At 53.7% G+C, this 22735-nt stretch carries 27 protein-coding genes; 9 read left to right on the forward strand and 18 right to left on the reverse strand.

What is annotated here, in order from left to right:
• The 7 genes from AACU78_RS10240 to AACU78_RS10270 form a co-directional block, all read left to right on the forward strand.
• On the forward strand, positions 1–461 hold a 461-nt coding region (locus AACU78_RS10240; RefSeq protein ID WP_371924205.1), incomplete at its 5' end, for a hypothetical protein.
• Positions 462–471: 10 nt separating this feature from the next.
• Positions 472–771: a TrbM/KikA/MpfK family conjugal transfer protein gene (locus tag AACU78_RS10245; RefSeq protein WP_106580390.1), complete on the forward strand. Its 300-nt coding sequence runs from the start codon at positions 472–474 to the stop codon at positions 769–771.
• 10 nt (positions 772–781) lie between these two features.
• Entirely contained in the window at positions 782–1435 is a 654-nt protein-coding gene (locus tag AACU78_RS10250; protein WP_106580391.1) for a transglycosylase SLT domain-containing protein, read from the forward strand.
• A 10-nt stretch (positions 1436–1445) separates the two neighbouring features.
• Complete coding sequence (locus AACU78_RS10255) at positions 1446–2177, forward strand: TraX family protein (RefSeq protein ID WP_106580392.1); 732 nt, start codon at positions 1446–1448, stop codon at positions 2175–2177.
• Between the two features lie 230 nt (positions 2178–2407).
• Positions 2408–2611: a helix-turn-helix domain-containing protein gene (locus tag AACU78_RS10260; protein WP_256587070.1), complete on the forward strand. Its 204-nt coding sequence runs from the start codon at positions 2408–2410 to the stop codon at positions 2609–2611.
• Between the two features lie 267 nt (positions 2612–2878).
• Entirely contained in the window at positions 2879–3190 is a 312-nt protein-coding gene (locus tag AACU78_RS10265) for a hypothetical protein (protein ID WP_146151477.1), read from the forward strand.
• A 61-nt stretch (positions 3191–3251) separates the two neighbouring features.
• Positions 3252–9626, forward strand: a complete 6375-nt coding sequence (locus tag AACU78_RS10270) for an Ig-like domain-containing protein (protein WP_339382647.1) — start codon at positions 3252–3254, stop codon at positions 9624–9626.
• Between the two features lie 62 nt (positions 9627–9688).
• Here the strand turns inward: AACU78_RS10270 and AACU78_RS10275 are convergent, their stop codons facing one another.
• From AACU78_RS10275 to AACU78_RS10305, 7 genes are all read right to left on the reverse strand, one after another.
• A complete protein-coding gene (locus AACU78_RS10275) occupies positions 9689–9982 on the reverse strand; it encodes a hypothetical protein (RefSeq protein ID WP_106580395.1) in 294 nt (97 codons plus the stop codon).
• Positions 9983–9993: 11 nt separating this feature from the next.
• Positions 9994–10479, reverse strand: a complete 486-nt coding sequence (locus AACU78_RS10280) for a hypothetical protein (protein WP_106580396.1) — start codon at positions 10477–10479, stop codon at positions 9994–9996.
• Between the two features lie 201 nt (positions 10480–10680).
• The gene (locus tag AACU78_RS10285; RefSeq protein WP_106580397.1) at positions 10681–10986 is read right to left on the reverse strand and encodes a hypothetical protein; all 306 of its coding nucleotides are present in this window, start codon (positions 10984–10986) and stop codon (positions 10681–10683) included.
• A gap of 23 nt (positions 10987–11009) precedes the next feature.
• Positions 11010–11387, reverse strand: a complete 378-nt coding sequence (locus AACU78_RS10290; protein ID WP_146151478.1) for a hypothetical protein — start codon at positions 11385–11387, stop codon at positions 11010–11012.
• 349 nt (positions 11388–11736) lie between these two features.
• A complete protein-coding gene (locus tag AACU78_RS10295) occupies positions 11737–12360 on the reverse strand; it encodes a recombinase family protein (protein WP_106580398.1) in 624 nt (207 codons plus the stop codon).
• Entirely contained in the window at positions 12360–12716 is a 357-nt protein-coding gene (locus AACU78_RS10300) for a hypothetical protein (protein ID WP_106580399.1), read from the reverse strand. Before AACU78_RS10300 ends, AACU78_RS10295 begins: the two co-directional genes overlap by 1 nt.
• A gap of 63 nt (positions 12717–12779) precedes the next feature.
• On the reverse strand, positions 12780–13076 hold the full coding sequence (locus AACU78_RS10305) for a hypothetical protein (protein WP_106580400.1): 297 nt from the start codon (positions 13074–13076) through the stop codon (positions 12780–12782).
• A 243-nt stretch (positions 13077–13319) separates the two neighbouring features.
• Between AACU78_RS10305 and AACU78_RS10310 the strand changes: the two genes are divergently transcribed.
• Together AACU78_RS10310 and AACU78_RS10315 are read left to right on the forward strand one after the other, a co-directional pair.
• Complete coding sequence (locus AACU78_RS10310) at positions 13320–13748, forward strand: hypothetical protein (protein ID WP_106580401.1); 429 nt, start codon at positions 13320–13322, stop codon at positions 13746–13748.
• Positions 13745–14413, forward strand: coding sequence for a hypothetical protein (locus tag AACU78_RS10315; RefSeq protein ID WP_106580402.1), 669 nt, complete (start codon positions 13745–13747; stop codon positions 14411–14413). The genes AACU78_RS10310 and AACU78_RS10315 overlap by 4 nt, the downstream gene beginning before the upstream one ends.
• Positions 14414–14701: 288 nt before the next feature.
• On the opposite strand, the gene AACU78_RS10320 is transcribed toward AACU78_RS10315, so the two are convergent.
• The 11 genes from AACU78_RS10320 to AACU78_RS10365 all read right to left on the reverse strand — a co-directional run bounded on the left by AACU78_RS10320 (position 14702) and on the right by AACU78_RS10365 (position 22655).
• Positions 14702–14977, reverse strand: coding sequence for a hypothetical protein (locus AACU78_RS10320; RefSeq protein WP_146151479.1), 276 nt, complete (start codon positions 14975–14977; stop codon positions 14702–14704).
• Between the two features lie 31 nt (positions 14978–15008).
• Entirely contained in the window at positions 15009–15428 is a 420-nt protein-coding gene (locus AACU78_RS10325; RefSeq protein ID WP_106580403.1) for a hypothetical protein, read from the reverse strand.
• Positions 15429–15739: 311 nt separating this feature from the next.
• Entirely contained in the window at positions 15740–17848 is a 2109-nt protein-coding gene (locus AACU78_RS10330) for a hypothetical protein (protein ID WP_256587065.1), read from the reverse strand.
• A 124-nt stretch (positions 17849–17972) separates the two neighbouring features.
• The gene (locus AACU78_RS10335) at positions 17973–18959 is read right to left on the reverse strand and encodes a hypothetical protein (RefSeq protein ID WP_106580405.1); all 987 of its coding nucleotides are present in this window, start codon (positions 18957–18959) and stop codon (positions 17973–17975) included.
• 311 nt (positions 18960–19270) lie between these two features.
• A complete protein-coding gene (locus AACU78_RS10340) occupies positions 19271–19903 on the reverse strand; it encodes a hypothetical protein (protein WP_106580406.1) in 633 nt (210 codons plus the stop codon).
• Between the two features lie 30 nt (positions 19904–19933).
• Entirely contained in the window at positions 19934–20443 is a 510-nt protein-coding gene (locus AACU78_RS10345) for a hypothetical protein (RefSeq protein ID WP_106580407.1), read from the reverse strand.
• Positions 20444–20488: 45 nt separating this feature from the next.
• Positions 20489–21136, reverse strand: coding sequence for an OmpA family protein (locus AACU78_RS10350; protein WP_106580408.1), 648 nt, complete (start codon positions 21134–21136; stop codon positions 20489–20491).
• Positions 21137–21185: 49 nt separating this feature from the next.
• The gene (locus AACU78_RS10355) at positions 21186–21377 is read right to left on the reverse strand and encodes a hypothetical protein (protein ID WP_106580409.1); all 192 of its coding nucleotides are present in this window, start codon (positions 21375–21377) and stop codon (positions 21186–21188) included.
• Positions 21378–21550: 173 nt separating this feature from the next.
• Positions 21551–21757 carry a hypothetical protein gene (locus AACU78_RS10360; protein ID WP_106580457.1) on the reverse strand — a complete coding sequence of 69 codons (207 nt, stop codon included), beginning with the start codon at positions 21755–21757 and terminating at the stop codon, positions 21551–21553.
• A 69-nt stretch (positions 21758–21826) separates the two neighbouring features.
• A complete protein-coding gene (locus AACU78_RS30055; protein WP_106580410.1) occupies positions 21827–22078 on the reverse strand; it encodes a PapB/FocB family fimbrial expression transcriptional regulator in 252 nt (83 codons plus the stop codon).
• A 349-nt stretch (positions 22079–22427) separates the two neighbouring features.
• On the reverse strand, positions 22428–22655 hold the full coding sequence (locus AACU78_RS10365) for a hypothetical protein (protein WP_106580411.1): 228 nt from the start codon (positions 22653–22655) through the stop codon (positions 22428–22430).
• Positions 22656–22735: the final 80 nt, after the last annotated feature.

Here is a 22735-nt window from a genome sequence, read left to right on the forward strand (position 1 = left end):
ATACCGGCAGTATCGGTGGCTCCGAAGGTGGTGGTGGTGGCAGTGGTGGTGGTGGTGGCAGTAGCGGCGGCGGCGGCGGCTCCACTTTCGGTGAGAAAATGGGCACCGCAGGCCGTTTTGCTGCCGATATGGCAGGCAGTTTGGCGAGTGGTGCTAAGGCCGGTTTGTCTGCAAAAGCATCCTCTATGGCTCAAGCAGCCAGTGACCGGATAAGCAATACCCCAGGTGGCAGGCTGGCAGCAGAAATTAATGGCTCTGCCGGCCAAGCCCGCGAAGACCAAAAAACGCTGGAACAAGCCTCGGAAATCAAGCAACAACAAGCGATCCAGGAAGCGCGCGAAGTTGTTGCTGGACACACCGGCTCAGCACAGTCCGCCGAACCCCAGTTCGATGGCGACAGTGTAGGCAGCGGGAATGATCGCAGTGATGAAATCAACGAATTTGTTAACGGCAAAGCATAAGGACTTATTCATGAAGAAGATTATCAGTGCATCGTTAGTGGCTATTGCTTTGGCAACCCAAACTACAACAGCGTTCGCTAAAGACCCTTGTGAGACTGTTTTGTGTATGGCGGGAATGCTGCAAGGGAAGGGCATTGTCTCCGGCTGTAGTGGACCAGTATCCGATTTCTTTGACATCGTTAAAAAGAAGAAGGGCAAATTCAAACCCTCGGCCACCCAAGACGCACGCCGACAATTTGTCAATCAGTGCCCAACTCCTGGTGGCTGGGGTGACAAGATTGCCGATAAGTACGGCCAGTTACGGGGTTGAGGTAAAACATATGCCATTTCTCGATCTGCCACCGCAAATGCAAGAGCGCGTTGTTTGTTCCGTTACAGCAGCGATCAAATATGAGGTTCCCGCAAACCTGGTATTAGCTGTGGCAGAAAAAGAAGCGGGCAAGCCTGGTCAGCGGGTGCGCAATTCCAATGGAACCGATGACGTTGGAGCGATGCAGTTCAATACGGCTTATCTTCGCGACTTGGAGCGTCAATACGGCATTACCGCTGATGATGTGGCTCAAGCTGGGTGCTACTCCTACGACCTTGCAGCTTGGCGGCTGCGAGGTCACATCCGTAATGACTCGGGCGATCTGTGGACACGTGCAGCGAATTACCACTCTCGCACTCCACAGTACAACGCCCCGTACAGGGCTGACCTGATGAGAAAGGCGGCAAAATGGGAAGCCTGGCTATCTGAAAGATTTGTCACATACGACCCAAACACGGCAGCAGCCTCCGTTACAGTCGCTGGCACGGAAACCGCGCAAGGGATGCCAAAGGAAAGCGCAGTAGCTATTCCGCAATCGGCAATTACAGCGATGGCCGCACCGGTCGAAGCAGCTCAAAAGAATGTTCAAACTCGCCATCGTGCTTACAACCAAGCCGCCGACCGCGCCTTGGCGGATATGTTCGCACCTGGCTTGATGAAATAGGGCAGGGGCCATGAACCAACTTGCAGCACGCACCACTACTTGGCCCCGTTTGGAAATAGCGAACGGGACCATCGAGGCACTGAAATGGATCGCTCTAATTCTGATGATTGGCGACCACATCAACAAATACCTACTAAATGACACCGTTGCGTGGCTGTATGACGCCGGGCGCTCAGCCATGCCGTTGTTCATGTTTGTTTTGGCGTACAACCTTGCTCGCCCTGGTGCGCTTGAGCGCGGGGTATATCAGCGCACTTTGATCCGACTCGCTATCTTCGGCGCCGTAGCTTCGCCGGCTTTTTTGGCGCTCGGCGGTCTTGTAAACGGGTGGTGGCCTCTAAACATTCTTTTTACCTTGTTCGTGCTGACGGCCACGCTTCGACTAATCGAAATCGGCAACCTTAGAGGGTACTTGGCGGCCGGCTTGATATTTTCTTTGGGCGGTAGCCTGGTTGAATTCTGGTGGCCTGCCGTGGCATTCGGTGTGGCGGTTTGGAGCTACAAAAAGCAGCCATCTATAGCTGCAATATTGCTCGCAATTTCTTCATGCGCAGCACTCACATATATCAATGAATGTCAATGGGCGCTTGCTTCGCTATTGATCATCGTTGCGGCACCATTGATTGACCTACGCTTCCCTCGGGCACGGTGGTTTTTTTATGCCTTTTATCCTGCCCATTTGACCTTGATTTGGCTCGCTAGAATTCCACTACGCCAAGCTGGTTACTTGTTTTTCACTTAAATTTTAGCCGCTAAAATTTCACGCCTTCCGCACTGAATGTGCGGATTCAAAAACGGCTACTACCGTTTGTCAGAAACATCAATTAGTCTAACCCCGCGTAACTCTTGACTTAATTAGGGCCAGGCACTTTGCTATGGCGTACAACCCACTTTCAGTATCAGCATTGCGATGACCTCGTGACGAATAAAAACACTCCTGGAGATACCCGTAAATGCTCCAGTGCTGTTCCGGTGGAGCGCGAAATATTTGCGTCCCGTTTTAGGAAGGCACGGATCGCCGCCAATTTAAGCCAAAAGGATGTTCACGACCGTACAGGTATAGCCCAAAATTATATTTCCGAAGTCGAACGCTGCGTTTCTAATCCCAGCCTAGATATGCTCGCTGCCCTAGCTGCTGCTGTCGGAAAACCGCTCTATCTTCTCTTAAAACCCTGAGTTCTCAAGGTTTCCTAACACGGCGGGCTTGAAAACCCGCCAACCTCTGAAATATCGAAAAATTCGTCAGCGCAACCCCAGCCGGCTGCACGCAAAAAAACCTAAAAAATGTTCGATAAACCAAAATGCCACTATATTTTTCTTGTTGGCTTTATAGCCCATGGGCTATTATTCGCTCGAAATATTTATAGCCTATTGACTATATTTTTAAGGCTTATGGCCACGTTCGGAACGGGCACGTTTCAGAACGCACATGGGGAGCGAAGCGTGATGCAAGAACGAAGGATTATTGGAGATTCACCGCCGCGTTACGGCGGCAAAAAAGCATTCGCAACCGTTAAGCCCTGCCATGAAGGGCATTGCGATTTGTTGTACGAAAGTGATGGAAAGGAACGTGTAGCACGCTTCGCAAACTACGAGGTTGCAAGAACTGCCGCCACGTTAGCCATCTTTTCGGTTGACGTTGAAATCAAAAATGTATGCGTAACCGCCGCCAATAGAAAAGACACTACAGTGCAGATTTATCAATCTGCAAAGACTTGGTTTTCACATCATAAATCGTCGCTATTGACTAAATAAAAAACACTCTCGGTGTACGCGTAACACAAATTATAGGTACAGCATGAAAGGCAATCCATTAATGCAATGGGTCGTTAAGTCGCGCCCATTTGCCAAGAAGTTGATGATAAGTTCCTTGTCATTACTTGTCGGATGCACAAGCACTGTTGAAACTTTTCAACATTCTTCCGCAAGTAATACCAATACAGCTGATTCATACACAGCAAGCGCTACGACAAAAGAAAACGATCAAAACTTACCGCAATTAGGCGGCGGGGACATACAACAGGTCGAAAAAACGCCACCGGCAGACCCACTTGCAGAAGGGGCATGGGCACCGTCTGACCAACAATTAATAGCCAATCCGCTTAACAGCGGTTCAAAAGGAGCCGATGACCTCCAGACGATGGTGTTTGGTGCGCTAAATTCAGCAGCAGCCACCAGAGTTAAAGACTGGTTTTCTGCAAAAAACGCGACTGCCGAATTGTCATTGAGCATGGGACAGAGGGGAGGGAAGTCTGGAAGTTTTGACTTACTCATGCCAGTTTTTGATACCGAGGCCGACCTGGTGTTTACCCAGTTCGGCCTTCGTCGTTCTAATACGCTGACCGAAAGCTACCGGAACACCATTAACATCGGTGCCGGTTGGCGTCACACGCTGGATAAGTGGTTGGTCGGTGGAAACGTATTCTACGACCGTGACATGACCGGTAAAAATGATCGAATCGGGTTAGGCGCAGAAGCTTGGACGGACTTTTTAAAACTGTCTGCGAATGGGTATTTCAGACTGTCTGAATGGAAAAAGTCACCAGACCTTGAGGATTATCTAGAAAGGCCAGCAAACGGTTACGACATGCGGGTTGAAGCAAACTTGCCGTCGTACCCGCAGCTTGGTGGCAAGCTGGTATACGAAAAGTATTTTGGTGATCAAGTCGGTTTGTTCGGTTCGGGCAATCGCCAGAAAGATCCGTCTGCGGTAACTATAGGGGTCACATACAGCCCGGTAGCGCTGATTGGCGTCGGTGTCGATTATCGCCAGGGCCAAGGTGGCCTGTCCGAAACGTCCGCCAAATTGACCCTCAATTATCAGTTTGGCGTTCCTTTGTCCAAACAACTGGATCCGAATTACAGCAAAAATTACAACCTAGTAAATACTCGCTACGACCTCGTTAACCGTCGCAATGACATTGTTCTGGATTACCGCGAGAAAGATGCCGGTCAGATATTGTTGCCAGCGCAGGTCAGCGGCACACCAGCCTTAACCGTTTCGTTTCCAGTCACAGTAACGGATCACACGATTGGTAGTTTTACGTGGATCGGCACTGCCGCTCCATTTGCACTGCCTTACGGTGGCGGCTCAAGCGCTGCTTTGATATTGCCAGCTTACAAAGGCGGTGGGGTCAACAGCTACAGTCTTCAAGCGATTGGTACTGATCGATTTGGGCGGGTTATCCAGTCCAACGTAATGCAAGTCAGGGTCAGTGCCTTCTCAATAACGCTTGACCGCTCCAAGACCTCAGTGATGGCCGACGGCACTGACACCGTTATGTTCACAGCAACACTGCTGGAACCATCCGGTGCCGCAAAGCCGGACACGCCGGTTACTTGGGATCTGTTGGGCAACGCCACGGTTACTGATAAAGACACTCAAACAGACAAGAAAGGCCAAGCCCGCCTTATCCTGACCAGTCGATTCGCCAGTGCTGTGCATGTGACCGTTCAAGAGCCACAAGGTGCAAAGGCGGAGAACAATGCTGTCTTTGACGGCGATCAACGCTCCGCAAGGGTTGTTGCCTTGGTTGCGGCGCCGGAAACACTGACAGCTAATGGCACAAGCACTAGCACCTTGACCGCAACCGTGTCGGATGCCAATGGCAACCCCGTTGGGGCCGGCGCACCTATTACTTGGAGTACCAATAGCGGCACGCTAGCCAGTGGGTCCACACTTACCGATTCCGACAGCAAAGCTACGGTAGTTTTGACAGCACCTTCTCAGGTTGGCAGCGCGACGATTACCGCCAAAGCTGTTACAGGCACCGCAGCTACGGCAAATGTTAGCTTCACAGCTGATAGTGCAGCAGCTCTGACCATCACTGCGGCGCCGTCCTCGATCACTGCCGATGGCAGCTCGACCAGCACCTTGTCGGCCACCGTCAAGGACGCTCATGGCAACCTGGTTGTCGGCACGCCGGTAGCCTGGAAGACCTCGGCCGGTACGCTGGCCAGCGTATCGACCACCACCAACGCCAGTGGCGTGGCCACCGTCGTGCTGACCAGCTCGACCAAGGCTGAGTCGGCCACGGTTGATGCCAAGGCAGGCACGGGTAACGGCTCGGCCGTGGTGACGTTCACCGTAAACAGCCCAGCAGCCCTGACCGTCATAGCGGCGCCCGCTTCGATCACTGCCGATGGCAGCTCGACCAGCACCTTGTCGGCCACCGTCAAGGACGCTCAAGGCAACCTGGTTGCCGGCACGCCGGTAGCCTGGAAGACCTCGGCCGGTACGCTGGCCAGCGTATCGACTACCACCAACGCCAGTGGCATGGCCACCGTCGTGCTGACCAGCTCGACCACGGCAGGATCTGCCACGGTTGACGCCGTAGCAGGCGCGGGCAGCGGTTCCGCCGTGGTGACGTTCACCATCGGCAACGCAGCGGCCGTTACCGTGACAGCGGCGCCGGCCTCGATCACTGCCGATGGCAGCTCGACCAGCACCTTGTCGGCCACCGTCAAGGACGCTCATGGCAACCTGGTTGTCGGCACGCCGGTAGCCTGGAAGACCTCGGCCGGTACGCTGGCCAGCGTATCGACCACCACCAACGCCAGTGGCGTGGCCACCGTCGTGCTGACCAGCTCGACCACGGCAGGATCTGCCACGGTTGACGCCGTAGCAGGCGCGGGCAGCAGTTCCGCTGTGGTGACGTTTGCTGTCGGCAACGCAGCGGCCGTTACCGTGACAGCGGCGCCGGCCTCGATCACTGCCGATGGCAGCTCGACCAGCACCTTGTCGGCCATCGTCAAGGACGCTCATGGCAACCTGGTTGCCGGCACGCCGGTAGCCTGGAAGACCTCGGCCGGTACGCTGGCCAGCGCATCGACCACCACCAACGCCAGTGGCGTGGCCACCGTCGTGCTGACCAGCTCGACCACGGCAGGATCTGCCACGGTTGACGCCGTAGCAGGCGCGGGCAGCGGTTCCGCCGTGGTGACGTTCACCATCGGCAACGCAGCGGCCGTTACCGTGACAGCGGCGCCGGCCTCGATCACTGCCGATGGCAGCTCGACCAGCACCTTGTCGGCCACCGTCAAGGACGCTCATGGCAACCTGGTTGCCGGCACGCCGGTAGCCTGGCAGACCTCGGCCGGCACGCTGGCCAGCGTATCGACCACCACCAACGCCAGTGGCGTGGCCACCGTCGTGCTGACCAGCTCGACCACGGCAGGATCTGCCACGGTTGACGCCGTAGCAGGCGCGGGCAGCAGTTCCGCTGTGGTGACGTTTGCTGTCGGCAACGCAGCGGCCGTTACCGTGACAGCGACGCCGGCCTCGATCACTGCCGATGGCAGCTCGACCAGCACCTTGTCGGCCACCGTCAAGGACGCTCATGGCAACCTGGTTGCCGGCACGCCGGTAGCCTGGAAGACCTCGGCCGGTACGCTGGCCAGCGCATCGACCACCACCAACGCCAGTGGCGTGGCCACAGTCGTGCTGACCAGCTCGACCACGGCAGGATCTGCCACGGTTGACGCCGTAGCAGGCGCGGGCAGCGGTTCCGCTGTGGTGACGTTCACCATCGGCAGTGCAGCGGCCGTTACCGTGACAGCGGCGCCGGCCTCGATCACTGCCGATGGCAGCTCGACCAGCACCTTGTCGGCCATCGTCAAGGACGCTCATGGCAACCTGGTTGCCGGCACGCCGGTAGCCTGGAAGACCTCGGCCGGCACGCTGGCCAGCGTATCGACCACCACCAACGCCAGTGGCGTGGCCACCGTCGTGCTGACCAGCTCGACCACGGCAGGATCTGCCACGGTTGACGCCGTAGCAGGCGCGGGCAGCAGTTCAGCTGTGGTGACGTTTGCTGTCGGCAACGCAGCGGCCGTTACCGTGACAGCGACGCCGGCCTCGATCACTGCCGATGGCAGCTCGACCAGCACCTTGTCGGCCACCGTCAAGGACGCTCATGGCAACCTGGTTGCCGGCACGCCGGTAGCCTGGAAGACCTCGGCCGGTACGCTGGCCAGCGCATCGACCACCACCAACGCCAGTGGCGTGGCCACAGTCGTGCTGACTAGCTCGACCACGGCAGGATCTGCCACGGTTGACGCCGTAGCAGGCCCGGGCAGCAGTTCCACAGTGGTGACATTCACTGCAGGAAGCCCAACAGCCCTTACCATCACAGCGGCGCCGGCCTCGATCACTGCCGATGGCAGCTCGACCAGCACCTTGTCGGCCACCGTCAAGGACGCTCATGGCAACCTGGTTGCCGGCACGCCGGTAGCCTGGAAGACCTCGGCCGGTACGCTGGCCAACGCGTCGACCACTACCAACGCCAGTGGCGTGGCCACCGTCGTGCTGACCAGCTCGACCGTTTCCGGCACGGCGACTGTAACGGCTAAAGCGGCTCTCAGTGCATCGACGGTGACGGTTGCAATGGTGGCCGACACTGGCACAGCCAAAGTGATTAACCTAGTGGCTACACCGACATCAATCACGGCCAATGGCAGCGACAGCAGCACGTTGGTGGCAACTGTCCAAGATGCCCATGGCAATCAGGTCGGTCCTGGTGTGGCGGTCAACTGGTCAACCAGTACCGGCAAGGTCTCCAACGCTTCTAGCGTCACCGATGCCAGCGGTAAAGCCACAATTACATTGACCGGAACTAAGGCAGGTACTGCCACAGTGACGGCTTCCGCCACCGCAGGCGGTGCTACGGCTACCGTGCAGTTAATAGCGGACGAGAACACCGCCAGGGTTGTATCGGTGACAGCTACACCTTCCACCATTGCGGCTAACGTCGAGTACGGCGTCCAACTCGTTGCGATGGTCGAGGATGCCAATGGCAACCCACTGGGAGCTGGTGTATCTGTTAATTGGTCCAGTACGCCGCAGGGTGATATTGCGCGCACGAAAACGCAAACGGACGCGTCCGGGAAGGCTATTAACAGTTTTGGAGGCAACGTAGCGGGGCCATACGGTATTACCGCATCTACTCCAAACGGCGGTGCCAGCACCACAGTCACCGTAACAGCCAACTTGAAACAAGCAAGGGTAACTACGCTGATTGCTACACCAACCTCAGTAGCCGCCAACGGCACATCGGTGAGCGTGTTGGTGGCAACGGTCAAAGATGGCAGTGACAACCTGGTAGGTCCTGGTGTAGCGATTAACTGGACTACGGATTTAGGCACATTGTCAGGGGCCAGCAGCATGACCGATGCCAACAGCCAGGCCACCGTAGTGCTGTCTAGCCTGGACTTAGGGCGCGCCACTGTCACAGCCAACGCCGTAAAAGGCGGTCAAAGCGTTAATGTGACGTTCGTGCCTGACGCGGCCACTGCTCAAGTTGTTTCACTGACCAGTCCTCGCAGTGAGGTGGTGACAGGAGGGATCGACAGTGAGTTGTTCACAGCCACGGTCAAGGATGCTCTGGGGCATTTGGTCGGGCCGGGTGTAACGGTAACTTGGCGTAACAGCGATTCGCGGGGAACAATGAGTGCCCCAACATCGGTGACTGACGCCAATAGCCAAGCCACCATGCGCCTTACGTCGCCTCTAAAGTACGGGTCTACGACTATTACTGCCGAAGCTGTGAAGGGCGGTAAGTCAAAGGATGTGGTGTTCATTTCGGACGTGACAACCGCTCGCATCTTGAGTATCGACGTGTCGCCGCCGTACATCGTTGCCGATGGGGTGGACAAGACCACGTTCTACGCCAATTTGACGGACGCCAATGGCAACGGGTTTAGCTCAAGCATTACTCCGTTGGTGGTGAGCTGGACAACAGACTTCGGGACGTTGAGTGGCAGCACCAGTGTGTCAAGCAACAGTAGTCAGGCCATAATCACGTTGACAGGCAACGCGGTCGGGGTTGCCAATGTCACCGCGTCGGTGACGGCAACGGGCAGTGGGGTAAGTACCAAGGCCACAAAAGTCACGCTGACAGCAGACAACAGTACAGCGAGAGTGACCAGCGTGACTGCTTCACCTGCAACGATCACAGCGAATGGGGTGGCTTTCACCGTGCTGACGGCCACTGTGCGAGATGTTCGCGGTAACTTAGCTTCCAGTGTCCAAGTTCCTTGGACCACCAACCTTGGTCAGCTTTCCAGCACCTCGGGCTGGACGGATGCCAACGGGCAAGTAACTACCCGGTTGACTGGTACAGTCTCTGGCACAGCGACAGTGACAGCGAACGCAGTTGCAGGAAGCGCAAGCGCAAACGTTATACTCCAATGAACATCGCTACTTGCTAACTGAAAAGGCCGCTCACTGAGCGGCCTTTTTTTGTCCTTTGATCGTCATTTTTTGTTTCTTGGAAGTGTCAGTTCAATGAGTCGTTTCTGTGTACAGCTGTCCTTGGTGTCGATCATCGTACTCTTCTGGATTGGCTCTATCCGACCTTTATCTACCATCCATAACCCTTGTGGTAGAAAAAGGAGCGACCAGCCACCCAAACAAAACAGCCACAAGTCGAGTTCAACACCTGGTAAATATTGTATAGGCTTACCGTGACCGGCCGCGTAGATCCAGCTCCACAGTGCCGTCCAAAGAGCATACGCAAACATCTTTAGAGCTTTGGCTTGAGTAGTCATGGCTGCTTTTCCTAGACTGATTCAACTTTGCGCGGAGGTGAGCGCAGGGCCCTTAGAACTGCCTGCTCCAGCGCCTCTTTACCGGCGTTGTCGTACTGCCGCGAATACACCGCATACTGCTTGCGTAGAGGCAACAAAAGAGCCTCAAGCTCATTCATTTTCTTGGCGTCCGACTCCAGTTTAGCAAGTCGCTGCTGCGTCTCAAAAGCCTCGTCCCGCGCTCGCCAGTCGATGCATGCGCCCTTGTCGTGCCAACGATCAACAAAATGCACAGAACCCAAACCGCGAGCCTTGGTATCAGTGAACAACGCGCCGCGATAAATACCGCCGAGGACTTTGCCTTTCAGCGACTTGGCTTCGAATACAAAGCTGTCGGCAAGTCGGCCATCGACAATGCGATAAATCTCTGCGCCTGGCTTGTTGCCTTTCAGAGAGCAACGACCGGCGTAGACGAAATCGAACGGCAAAAAATCAAGGTCTTCTGTTTCAGTGGTCATCGCGAGTTCCCTTAACTTTTGGTGCGATTGCTTCGCCAAGTCGTAACCATCACGATGATCAGCGGAACGATCAAACAACCGAACATTCCGAGACCGCTAGGTCTTGTGTCGAACAGCAGATAGGCCATTAGTAGGCCACCCAAACTGATATGGGCTATGTAGATCCCGTTGCATAGGAGTGGATTCATCGATGCTTTTCCCTTAACTGATCGCTTGCCAGAACTCGTCCAATACAACGAGCTTTCGCCCTGATTTCTTGCCTTTAAAAAAACGGCCACGGGGGAGGCGATCACCACGGTTCAGCTTTTGCCTCCACTCTTCGAAAGCGGCAGTCTTGCGACGATATGCTTCGAAGCGCTCCATATCGGGCAGCGTCTGTGTAACCGTGACAAACCGTGTGCCGTACCTCGGCGTGACGTATGGCAGGAAGCTTTTGCCTTTGCCGGTATCGGCGTTTTCGGCCAAAACCACTTGGGTTTCCTCGCCGGTTGAACTGGTAACTTTCATCGTTTTATCCGTAAATACTTCAGTTATTGGCAAGACTGATAGTTAACCCGCCACCCGGTACGATTATCGGACTCCACCTTCGCTCGCTGCATGGTGAGTTCACATTTTCGACCTGCAATCAAAATGGGCACCAGTGCCGTATCAGCCCAAATCCTTGGATTTCCAACAACAATGAAAGATTGCTTCGCATATTCACCGGCTAACCCAATCGCTGCATCCGGCGATCCCGAACGATCAAAATTGAAGCTGTCCATAGGCAGTTCGATCACAGGACCATCTTGGCGGACGTATAGCGCATGGATGGCAGCGCCTCCTGGTACGCCTGCGATCAAGCCCAGGAGAAGTCCTGCTGTTAATCGATGTATGACTTTTGGCTCGTCAACTCCACGGGCGTTCATCATGTCGTCTTTTCCTACGGCTGGCTGGGGTTCTGCAAGCCCACTGTTTCGAAGTGGAATGTACGCAAATTAGCGCTTTAACGCTTTAAGCATCATTTGGCGCTGGAATGGACTGCACGCTTCCATGTAACGCACCAGCTCCCAAGCGCCCAACTGGCAAAGATTGGAAAACGGCATGTTGCGAATGCGGGTATAGTCTGCATCTGACATAGCGGATACCTTTAGCGGGGTTTCGGTGTGTTACGAGCGCCAAGGTGGTCTAAGACCTTGGCGCTCAATCCCTTCCTTGAAGATTGAATTTTACGGTATAGCGCAAATACCCGCAACAGCGTTTTACGCTAAACCGCAATATTTATACCGCTTCGGCACGATGCGTAGCCCAAACCCGCTTTACCGTGACCTCGCTACAACTCGCCAGTCGTGCAGTTTCTGCAATGGTGTGGCCCGACGTTCTCAACGCCACGATGCGGCCGTGCAATGCCTTATTTGGACGGCGCCCCTTGTACTTCCCATCTTCTTGAGCCTGTCGAATTCCCTGGCGTTGTCGGTCCCGGCGATTGGCCCATTCGTCATGGGCGAGTTGGAGTATGACTTTTAGAATCATCTTCTGTGATTCGTCCATGATGATCCGCGCAACACCCTCCATACTACTGCTTAGGTCTGATAGATCCACAACACCAGGCACCGATATACGCGCGCCCTTGTTACGGATGGTCTCTACCAGTTTTTCTGCCTCAACCAGCGGGCCACGACTGAGCCTGTCCATCTGCTCCGCAATCACGACATCACCTGGTTGAAGATCCTCGATCATCCGCAACAGTTCAGGCCGGTCATATCGAACACCAGACTCGGTGTCACGATAAACGCCTGCAATGTAGTAGCCAGATTGACGCGCAGACTGGGTAATCGCGTCCTGACGTCGCAGATCCTGCTCCTTCGTACTGACCCTCATATAGATGCGTGCGACTTTCATCATTAATCTTCACGTTCGTTTAGAGCATCATTGCTTTTTGGATATTTTCCCCGGCTCATTTCAAGGCGCTGAGCCTGCGCTTCACTTTTAATCACAAAACAATCCCCGACGATGATAGTACCTTGGGGGATAGTTACGGACGCTCCTGGTGCAGCGTTCAAGAGTTCTGCTTGGATTGATCGCCCGTTTGGACCGATCAGCTTGCAACCATCCGACGCAGCATCAATAAACCCGAAGTCAACCTTGTTGTAGCTGCTTAACTCTATTCGTTTAATGAAAATCGACACAATAAACGAAAACAGTATCACAAATGTAACTAAAGCCAAGACGATTGGCCATTTACTAACTCGTCGCTTCATTTGGTGTCAACCTCTTTGTTGGAATTTAGAACTTTGGCTTTAGTAGTTATGGCTGCTTTTCCTTTAGTTGCGTGCCTGGTACGCAACCACCAGCATAATGAGGGATGCGACTACCAGAACGGCCTTGATTGTCCTGCTCCAAAGCGGTTCATCCCCACCTAACGTTTCAACCGTTTTTGAATGCAATACTTTCTCGTCGCCGTTTGTGTTTTTCGCCATGGAGTAGTTTTCTGAACGGAGTCTTGGTTTTCTAAGAAAATAGGAAGCGATGAGCACGATTACGCCATTGACTACGCTGAACGTACTGCTGGTGAAAATGCCGCCTAGCAGAGTACAAATACCTACAATCAAAAGTGTCATTTTTGACCTCGATCATCACGATAAACGCCTGATTCGCCTTGGTAACAGATTCGCCCCGCTGGAATGCCAACAATGTAGCGAGGCAGTTCGGTAGAACTCATGGTAGATTTTCTCCATTCGGAATGGGTCATTTAGGTATACTCATATGATCCACAGCTTAACACACCAGCTCATTGTGGCAACTGCCATCTATATGAGCTAGCTCACTACCCCGCACCTAAATGAGCCAGGAGGCAACACCAGGTGACTTCAACAGCGACAAAACGAAACCGTTTCCCTTTTTGGGGATTCATCTTGTTTGGGATTCCGGTACTCACTTACTGGTTGTCAGGTCCTTACGTCTCGTCCTGGGTCAGCAGCTGGGAAACAGCGCCGTCCGGGTACGCCATTCTCGCAACAGACTTTCCGACGCTCTCCACGCAGTTGCAGCACGACGTAGCTGCCCAGCTTGAGAAAGGCTATTTGACCAATCAAGATGTGAACAGGCTCATCCAGAGCATTGTTACCGAGAAAGGATCGGTGCAGACAGGATCGGTGCAGACCTACCCTGCCCCTGACCTTGGTGATGGCCAAGCTTCCGCCTTCGGGCCAATCGGCCAAGCTATGGGAAAAAGGCAGGACTCACATGCCAAGCGCAAGTTGTTAGCACTGACGGAGAACTTCGGAGAATGATGTATTTACTTTGCTGCTTATTGTTCATGGCAATTGCCGTGAAACGTATGCTCGCCACGCTGCACAGAACAATGGTGGTAGATGGTGCGTCGATCCGCTGGCATTCGCCTTTAACGAGTGCGCTACTGCCATGGGCTGTTGCCATGGCGGTAGGTGCGCCACTTATCGCCACGGTGATGGATGGTGCTGCATCCGCGTCCAGTGCCGGCGTGAAGATGTCCAGCGGCACTATCAGCGTCTGGATAGCCTTCGCAGGTGCACTGGCTGCTACGGCGCTCTACGGCGCTCCTTTGGTCTTGGCGTGCAGGTCAGGCGCTGTAGGGTTTGCAAGAATGGGAAAGCTTGTCGCCCCCGTTATCTGCGCCGTACTCCTGGTTCTGATAACGGGCCTACAACTGGAGTTTGTACGCCATAAAGGAGCTGGGTTCGTATCGTTAGGCTTTGTGCGTGACCAGGTACACGATATGCGGTGCAACGCTGACGTGGTTTTAACGCAATGGGACAAGGATGAAAGTAGCCCGGTTGTTTATAGGTGCCCTACAACCATCATGCTCAACCCGTATTCATCAACACCATTCGTACCCTGGCCGAGCTATTACCAGGGGGAAAGTGCAGACCTTGCAAGGGTTATGGCTGATTTCCTAAAAGACGCAAAAGATATTTAGGGCAATCCTTCAAGGCACTTGGCCCCGCGTTTAAGTTCATCGGAAATTAGGCTGGTCAGCATGGGTAATTTTCCGTGACAACTCTACTGACAGTTGATAGCCTCAAGTCTGTTGAAGACTCCCTGCGAGGTGCAAGTGTGGCTCCTACCCGCTCTTGCGAAAGAAACCGCCCATGTGGCGGTTTTTTTTCGCCTTGTTTTTTCTGCCAGCGAAACGTGAATGCGGGCAATCGACGTTTGACGGCGGGGCTTGGTGTGTACCTGGTCGGCAGATCCGCCGCGTTTTCCGTTAGCTGGTTGGTTGCTGCGCGCGGAACACGGAGGCGATGACATGGGTCGGGGTTTGACCTGCTTCGTAGCATTTGATGTAAGCATCATCGGGATTGTCCGGCGTTCCGGCCAGCTCTGGGTGACCATATCGCTCGCCCAGATTGTTCACATCCCGTATCCATTGGCGTCGTTCTTCGGCGCACTTTCGTTCGAATGCTCGCCAACTGTGGTAGCACCAGATTAGGCCGACTACACCTGCAAAAAACATAATGGGGGAAATAGGGTCATTGAACATACGCGCTCCTGCGAATCAGTTTTTATCGTTTTCAGTCGATCACTTCAAAGTCATTAGCTGCATACGCCTCGAATGCTCTTTTGGCTTCTGCTACCCGCCTGTCGGTCAAGATGAAACTACGCTCAATATCCGCCATAAGCTGGATTGGCAGACCTTCTGGCATGACAAAATCATTTGGCCGCATCCTAATATCACCGTTAGCCATCAGAACATATGACTGCATGTTCGGCAGAAGGCGCATCGCCAAAAGCCCATCATTTGAAATATGAGGAAATACCCGTAACGATCTATCCTCAAAATGCACTGCTATCTCCCTTGCGTCATTAACACTCGTCGGCAACGCGTTTTTCGGATAGCACTCAGCACAATCGCGATGCCATTGATCGCCCTGACTACTTTTTTCGGGCAAGGCCGCGTTACAAGTGCGGCACGTCATATATCTGATTTTCATTGATATTCATCCTTGTGTTCAGCGACACCAGATGTAGTGTCGCGGTCTTTGTCACGGCAGGAATACGCTTGGTCGTCAGGATCATTCTTAGGCCACCGCTCGCGGCACCCCCGACGTTTGCAGCGCAACACGACTTGGACCCTCGCCGCAGGCTCAGGATCGCCCATCATCGCGTGCAAGCCGCATGAGGGGGTGCCATCTGTGCGCAGGATGTGCGCCATTTTCGCGAACCGCGTATCTGGTTTACGCCAGAAACTGGCATCCCTGAAAGCGGCTTGCAACTCGAACCCAACATCTTGCTTACACATGTCTTACCTTCCACTGTCCATCACTTCGAATTCGATCCTGGGAGTGCGAGAGTCCAACGCATTATCAGGATCGCGCAGGCTGTTTGACAGAATCACAAAGCGTTCCCGGCTAGCCGGATCACGTTTGACGTTGAACACCTCGTCTACTACACCATTGACCCGCGCCCATTGGTTCCAAGCGAACGATCGGCCTAGTCCTACTGTGGTGGACGTGCTGGGGAAACTGGCAGCATCACGTACCAGTTCCTCCCAGGTAGCCCCAAATGCCACGGCATCAAACCGGCTGTGCTTTCCCGTCAGGGCGTTGCGCTCCAACAGCAAGGCCCGCTCAAGCAGCTCAGGGTGATTCGCGGCCAGCCAATACAGCTCCCATTGCTTAGAGGCGGGGCAGAAAAAACAAGCCGACTTAATCGGCACCAGGTCATCGCCCAAGACTTGGGAAATCGCCCGAACACAATCAGGGCGTGCCCAGCCTACGATCTGCAACGGATACACGTAGTCGAAATCACCGTCCGCAGGTTTTGGAGCTTTGGATCGACGCATGTCGGCCTTGCCGCAATCGTAGCCAATCAGCTTCACAATGCGTTGCCGATTCTTTTGGGCGCGCAGCCAAATCGGGTGTGCTGCTCGCGCATTGGGGCCACGTTTGACCCCCTTCAAAAACTGATCTTGCGGATTATGTTTCCATTTGATCGAGCAGGATTTAAGCCCGAAAGCGAGGCTCGGCAGTGTTTCGTTCTTCATGCAATTACCGTAGAGGTCGCTATAACCAGTCGTTGCCAGGGGCACTTTCTGGCATACGTCGATCAGTGGCCAACCCCAAGCACCCAGCACCCGGTTCATGGCGTCAACATGGCGAAGCGTCTCGGGTTTCTCCGCACCCGTGTCGGCAAATGTGATGACATCCGGCCGTAGGTTAGCGGCACGCAGAGCGACAATCATTGCAGTGGAATCGACGCCGGAGCCGAAGCAAAGCGCCAAAAGACGGCAGGAAAGGGCTACCCGCAGAGCGCCTGACTGGTAGTCGTCGAGAATGCCGGAGGCATCAAACAGGTTCGTGGCAGTACCCCTAGCGTGTGTAGCCAGCAGGTCACGCAAGGTCCGCTCTACGGCCGCGTCATTCATGTCGTAATAATCATCATCAATCAGGTGCCCCAGCTCCTGGGTGGTGATCCCGGCATCAAGGACTAGCCGAAGCATGCGGGCATCAAGGCGGTCGTATTTCCAGCAAAGGGCAAGCCCGGGATTGTCGTGCGCGTTGTTGGCCATGAAGAACCCATACGCAAAACCCTCAGGGGTCTCACTTCGGCCATTCTTCGTGGCCAGGCTCTTACCGCCGAACTTGGTGTGCATTTTCGAGCCTTCAACCGGCTCGACAGGCGCTATAGGTAAATCGGCATTGAACCGCCCCCACAGGTGCGTTTTCTTGGTATAGGGGTCGCCAAGGTCGTTGGGGTTGAACGCCAGGCGCCACGGAGGAAGATCGCCCAGTTTTTCAATTCGGCCGACTGGGTTTTCGATGGCCCATACGGGCGGTCGGTAGTATTCGATGGTACGCAATGTTTGGCGTACAAGCTCGATGGCCGCAACGGTACGCCCATCAGCATCCTTCGCAGAAAAATGGCGTGCGCCACTGTTTGCGAACTCTGTGCAAGGGCAAGCGGCAAGAATCGCGTAGACCTCCAAGCCGTAAAAGTCACCGAAGTAATCGGTGAAAAACTCCACGTCAAAGGTGTTTACATCGCCGGTTTCAGGGTTGTCCTGAATGTCGAAGCGCAGCACGTTGTAACCAGCTTCCTCCCAAGGACGCGACCAGTTACCCGTGTGGTCGAACAACGACAACACAACCTTTCCGGCGTTGGGGTTGGTACTTAAAGTGGCTTGCGCACGGACTTCTTCTTTCCATTGCTCAATGAGGCCGCGCGCCTCAGCTTGATCCATCCAGCCTGCCAGCCTTGTATGCCGCTTTGTCTTTTCAGCCAAGCGCACAACCTCGGATACTAAAGGCGCGTCGAACAAATGATGTTCTTGCTCGCCTCGGTCATGGGCTGCCCGTAACTCGGCTGCGACTTGTGCCAACTGGAATTCTTCGACGGGGGGGAGCATGGTCATAGCGGCTTGCCTAATCATCTGATGAGGCAATTTTACGGTATAGCGCAAATACTGACAACATAATTATGCGCTATACCGTAAACTAAAATGCCGGAGACGTAGGCTGATCCCCTCTATGCCCCCATTACAGGCTGGATTTAAATCTGAGTTGTTTACCGAAAAAAGTCCGAAGGTAGCGCTCGATTTTTTTCCGAGACGCAGGCCATTCAATTTGCCATTCTGCTAGCCGCGCCGGCAGATCCTGGTCCTGACAATCAGGATGTAGCTGACCCAAGAATTCACGGCCGCGATTGGATATGCAAACCAATCCCTCTGCACGCTCTACCAACCGAGCGCTAATAAGCCCTTCGACAATGAATGCCCTCGATGCTACCGAGCCGAGGCTGGAGGGACCGTAGCGGCCCGTACCAGGCCACCGATCCATTAGGTTAAATAGACGCCATTCATGATGTTGCGAACAAGAATTTAGAAAATATAAAAGCTGGAGACTGTACTTGCTCAGTCCGTAGTTTGCTGTGTCCACACCGACATTGCGCAAAGATGCTCCAAACAGGGCAAGCGCATTGACGTTGTAATTGAAATCAAAAAAACGCTTAGCCTCACCCTTCTTTAGCCAGGTTTGGAACAATGGATCTTCTGTTGTTGTTGATGCGTCCAGGGCCTTTTGGATGCTTGTCTTGTCCAGCCCCGTCAAAAACATTGCAGGACGCTCCACGGCCGCAGCCTCGGCACCCAAGCACTGCGTCAACAACACCTGGTAAGCGTTGGCCCCCGAAGCATCAGGATCACAGCCATACCAAATAGTTGTTGCCGAAGCGATGACTTGTGCGGGTTCTAGCGCTGTTTTACAGACCTCGCCACTGCTCAACTCAACTACAAGTGCGGGATGGGCATAATTAAACGTGCGCTCTTTCCATGCTGGATTGCCGGTATAGGGCAGGTCCGAAAACGTGAGTCCTCGTGGATAGCGAAACTCATACAACCCGAGGTACAGAGTGTAAACAGCTAGCACTCGTTGTCTTGGCCAATAAGTCGCCACCAGCGGCGCGAGGAAACGTGCTTGAACGGGTTTTTCCAAGATGAGCACTACGCTCGATTGCAGGACTGACATGATCCGTACTCCTAAAAACAGGAAGGTGGGTTAAGCACGGCTTGGCCGTGGACTGTGGGAAGCATGGACGGTAACGCACTGAACAGCAACTTACTGGTGTAGCTGAAGGGTTTTAAGGAATTACCCCTAGTTTCTGGAGCGCCTTGTGGCAGCGCTTACAACTAACATGCCCTCCAGTGTCAGTAAGCGTCTGCCCCGCAGTATCAACAGTGACAACACCACACAACGCAGTGTCTGTGTGTGGTTCCACCGCATGGGTGCAGCATCCGTCCTGGGTGGGGTTGTAGCACCTCCACTGGACTGAATATTTATCAGTTTTCGCCATCTTTGTTACTCGCTTGAACAGAATTGAGTTCAACCGGATGGCGAGGTACAGGCCGAATGCCTAAAGCTCGCAACGCTTCAAGCGTATGATCCAACCAAGACGCTGACCAACCGTCCTCCATCGACTCCCTATTCCAGCGCTCTAATGTATCCGGGTCTGTAATACGTAAGCCAGGAGTTATATATAGTTTATAGGCAGGATAAATGACCGACGCTATGTGAAAACGCTCGAATGTTCCAATTTCATGTTCTTCTTTGGTGTACTCAAACCGCCAACCTACTGAGTGCGCAGCATCGAAGATTGCTTTCAGAATCAACTCAAACATACGGCAATTCATGTACTGGAAAATAGCCGGCGCAATTAAATCAATATTGACAACATCCTGCTTAACAGGAATGTTCTCGATTGATTCATGCTCCGCAACTACAGGCGCCATGGTACTTTCCATAATCCGCATCTTTCGTATGCGTCTATTTAAAAGACCCATTGCGACTGCGTAAAAACAACCCGAAAATAACAACGCCATAACGAATATGCAGGCCATTAAAAATGGCAGCGGGTACTTATTCATCAATGAAGAAATAGAATTGATCAACAACGTAGGATCACTTGGCATCATGAGTGCTTATCCTTTGGCATTTTCGAGATTTTAGCCGCTAAAATCCGGCGCCTTGAATTCCTTATCCAGCATGGCCCAACGCACAGCAATTTCGGTCTTGAGCCGTCTGTAAATGTCTTCTTGCTGCTCAGGAGAAGCGGCTGCTAGCTCGGCCTGGATAACTTCGTCGTCATGGATTACCTCAACGTCAACTACCAGGCCGAATTTGCGGCCAACAGCACGCAATGCGCGAAACTGGTTCAACTCAAGCGGAGTAAGGGATGCGAAGTCACGGCCATTGAGGGCTAAGGCCCACGTACTCACTCGTTGATAGTGTGAATCAGGCATTGGTCCGGCTGATCCACCGCCGACAATTATTGCGTGGCCAAATAGCTTGCCGTCCAGCTTTAGGGGGAATGGGTTAACACGGTCTTTAAGCACTTCGCGCGTATGCGAAGACAACGAACCTCCTTCATCATCAAATAGCGCACGCCCTTTGAGTTCCGAGTTAACCGTTACCGGCAAGTCACTTTTTTGACCAGATTTAGGTTTATCACTCATGTTCCAACTCCGTGGTGTGCCCCATCCACAACGATTTTAATTTGATCACTGCGCTGTTCCTGGATGGGGAATCAATTTGATTTCAACACGACGATTCTGCGAACGCCCCTCAGCGGTTGCATTGGACGCCACAGGGTTAGCTGAACCAGCCCCTACAGCGCGAATGCGCGAGCTATCGACACCATTGGATCGGAGGTATTGAGCAACACTGTCAGCCCGCCGAGAACTGAGTACCTGGTTGGCTTGTGCTGCACCCACCGAATCGGTGTAGCCAGTTACCACCAGGTCATTATCCTTGAATTGCTTGAAGTTGCCTGAGAGCTGGCTGAGGGTCTGATAAAAGGTTGGGGTAATATCAGCCTTACCAGTGGCAAACGTGATTGCACCGGGCATAACCAATTTTAGCTGGTCCCCTTCCCTTTCAACCTGGACCCCGGAGCCGGCCATGCTATTGCGCAGTTCGGCCTCTTGGTTATCTACGTAATGTCCGTAGGCAGCGGCAGCAGTACCGGCTACTGCGGCACCAATCAGTGCGCCCTTCCCCTCCCCCATAAAAGCGCCTGCGGCAGCGCCAAGGATGGCTGCACCACCTCCGTACATAGCAGACTTCTTAATGGACCCATCGTCGTTTTGCACAACAGCGCAACCGGATAGCAACGCGACAACCAATGTTGAAACAACTAACTTATTCATCGTCTTCCCCAAAATTATTTTTGAATGTCGAAATTCAGAAACACAAGCCTTATAGGCGCCCGGTCGTAATAAGATTATAAATAGCGGCAATAACCACCCCAAAAACAACTTCCATTGCCAGTACACCAGCAAATGAAAGAACGCTTGGCCCAGTCTTTATTGCCCAATACAAGGTTCCAATCATCACAGCGATCATAATTACAACAACTGGAATTTGATTCCAAAGTAGATCCCAAGCCATGCCGTACTCCTTAACAACCAATTAACAATCCCTTCTACTGACTTAGCCCACGCGCGGTGGGCTTCATCAACATCTCAAGAATTCAGCCACTGGTCGAAGGTTTTGACCTTCCATCCCAGCTGAGTGGCCTGCTCAAGGTAGATTTCGTAACGGTCGCGAAGTGTGCCCATGTGTTACATCCCCCGCCGCTGCATCAAAATCGACGTAGCACCACGCACCGATCCAACCAAGTAATCCAGCAGGTTTTCGGCTTCCAGCCCTGTAACCTCGGCGTAAGCTTCTTCGGCCGTGATTCCATTGCGAACGGCAATGGAATCAAGGATCGCGACCTTCGTATCGTTGTCGATAACGGCAAGAAATTGAGCGTTACGGTGAATCATGGACTTCATCCTCAGTGAGTCGTTTCATTGAGGTATTTTACGGTAAAGCGCAACATTATCAAGAGATATTTACGCTATAGCGTAAAATTTAACAAGCCTGGCAACCCGGTCGTTCACGATCCGAATGGATTTCAGCCGTAGCGAAAACTGGCTCCTGTCGGCCCCAGTCTGCTCACACGCCTCCTTTGGAGTTAAGCCGTTTACAAGGTGCAGCTTTAGAGCTGCGGAGACCTTAACCCCCCGAATGTCAGTGCCTTCAAGCAAAAGGTCGAACTGCTCGGCGGGTACGCTCCCAGCCACCAGACCGTGTACATCTGTCATCAAAAAATCCCCGATTCATCTTGGCAGCGAGCCAAGCTAAGTTGGCTTGCTTGGTTGTTGGGTGTAGCTGTTTGCGTTTTCCGTTAATTGGTTGGGTCGGATACGGGAGTGGGTGCGCACACTACAAAAACACCTAACAACGCTCCACCAATAGCAGCAAATGACACAGGGATTGTACCCAGCATGCCAAGGTCAAGCCGTCCACCAGCTGGAGTAGGGATTGAGCCGAGGTGCGGGAAAAAACTCAGGCCATACCAGATGGCCACAAACAACAGTGCCCCCCAAAGCGCGGCCAATAACACTTTGGATTTCTCGGGTCTTGGCCAAACAAATTTCATAGCTCTTTCCCTCAACAGTCTTGCGGAACTGCCATGGCAGCCAGCGGGCGGTCAACCAGGTATTGCATGTATGCTACCGGGCTGGTCACGACATTTGCCGCATCACCGGCAAGATGGAGATTGCCTGTCGCCGTCATCTCGCTTGCAAGCTCGTCCAGCTTTGCGGCTTTCTTGCGCAGTTGGTCGGCCATATCCCGGATAGCGTCCACCGTGGGTTCAACGTCATAGCGGTTTTTCATAGTCCTGTCCTGCTCGATCCGTGGGCATAAATTGCCCCTTTACTACGTCCCCTGCCCCGGCTTTTGAGGGCCGGGGCTTG

It is taken from the genome of Pseudomonas sp. R9.37 (assembly GCF_963878885.1).
In the GTDB taxonomy this organism is placed as follows: Bacteria; Pseudomonadota; Gammaproteobacteria; order Pseudomonadales; family Pseudomonadaceae; genus Aquipseudomonas.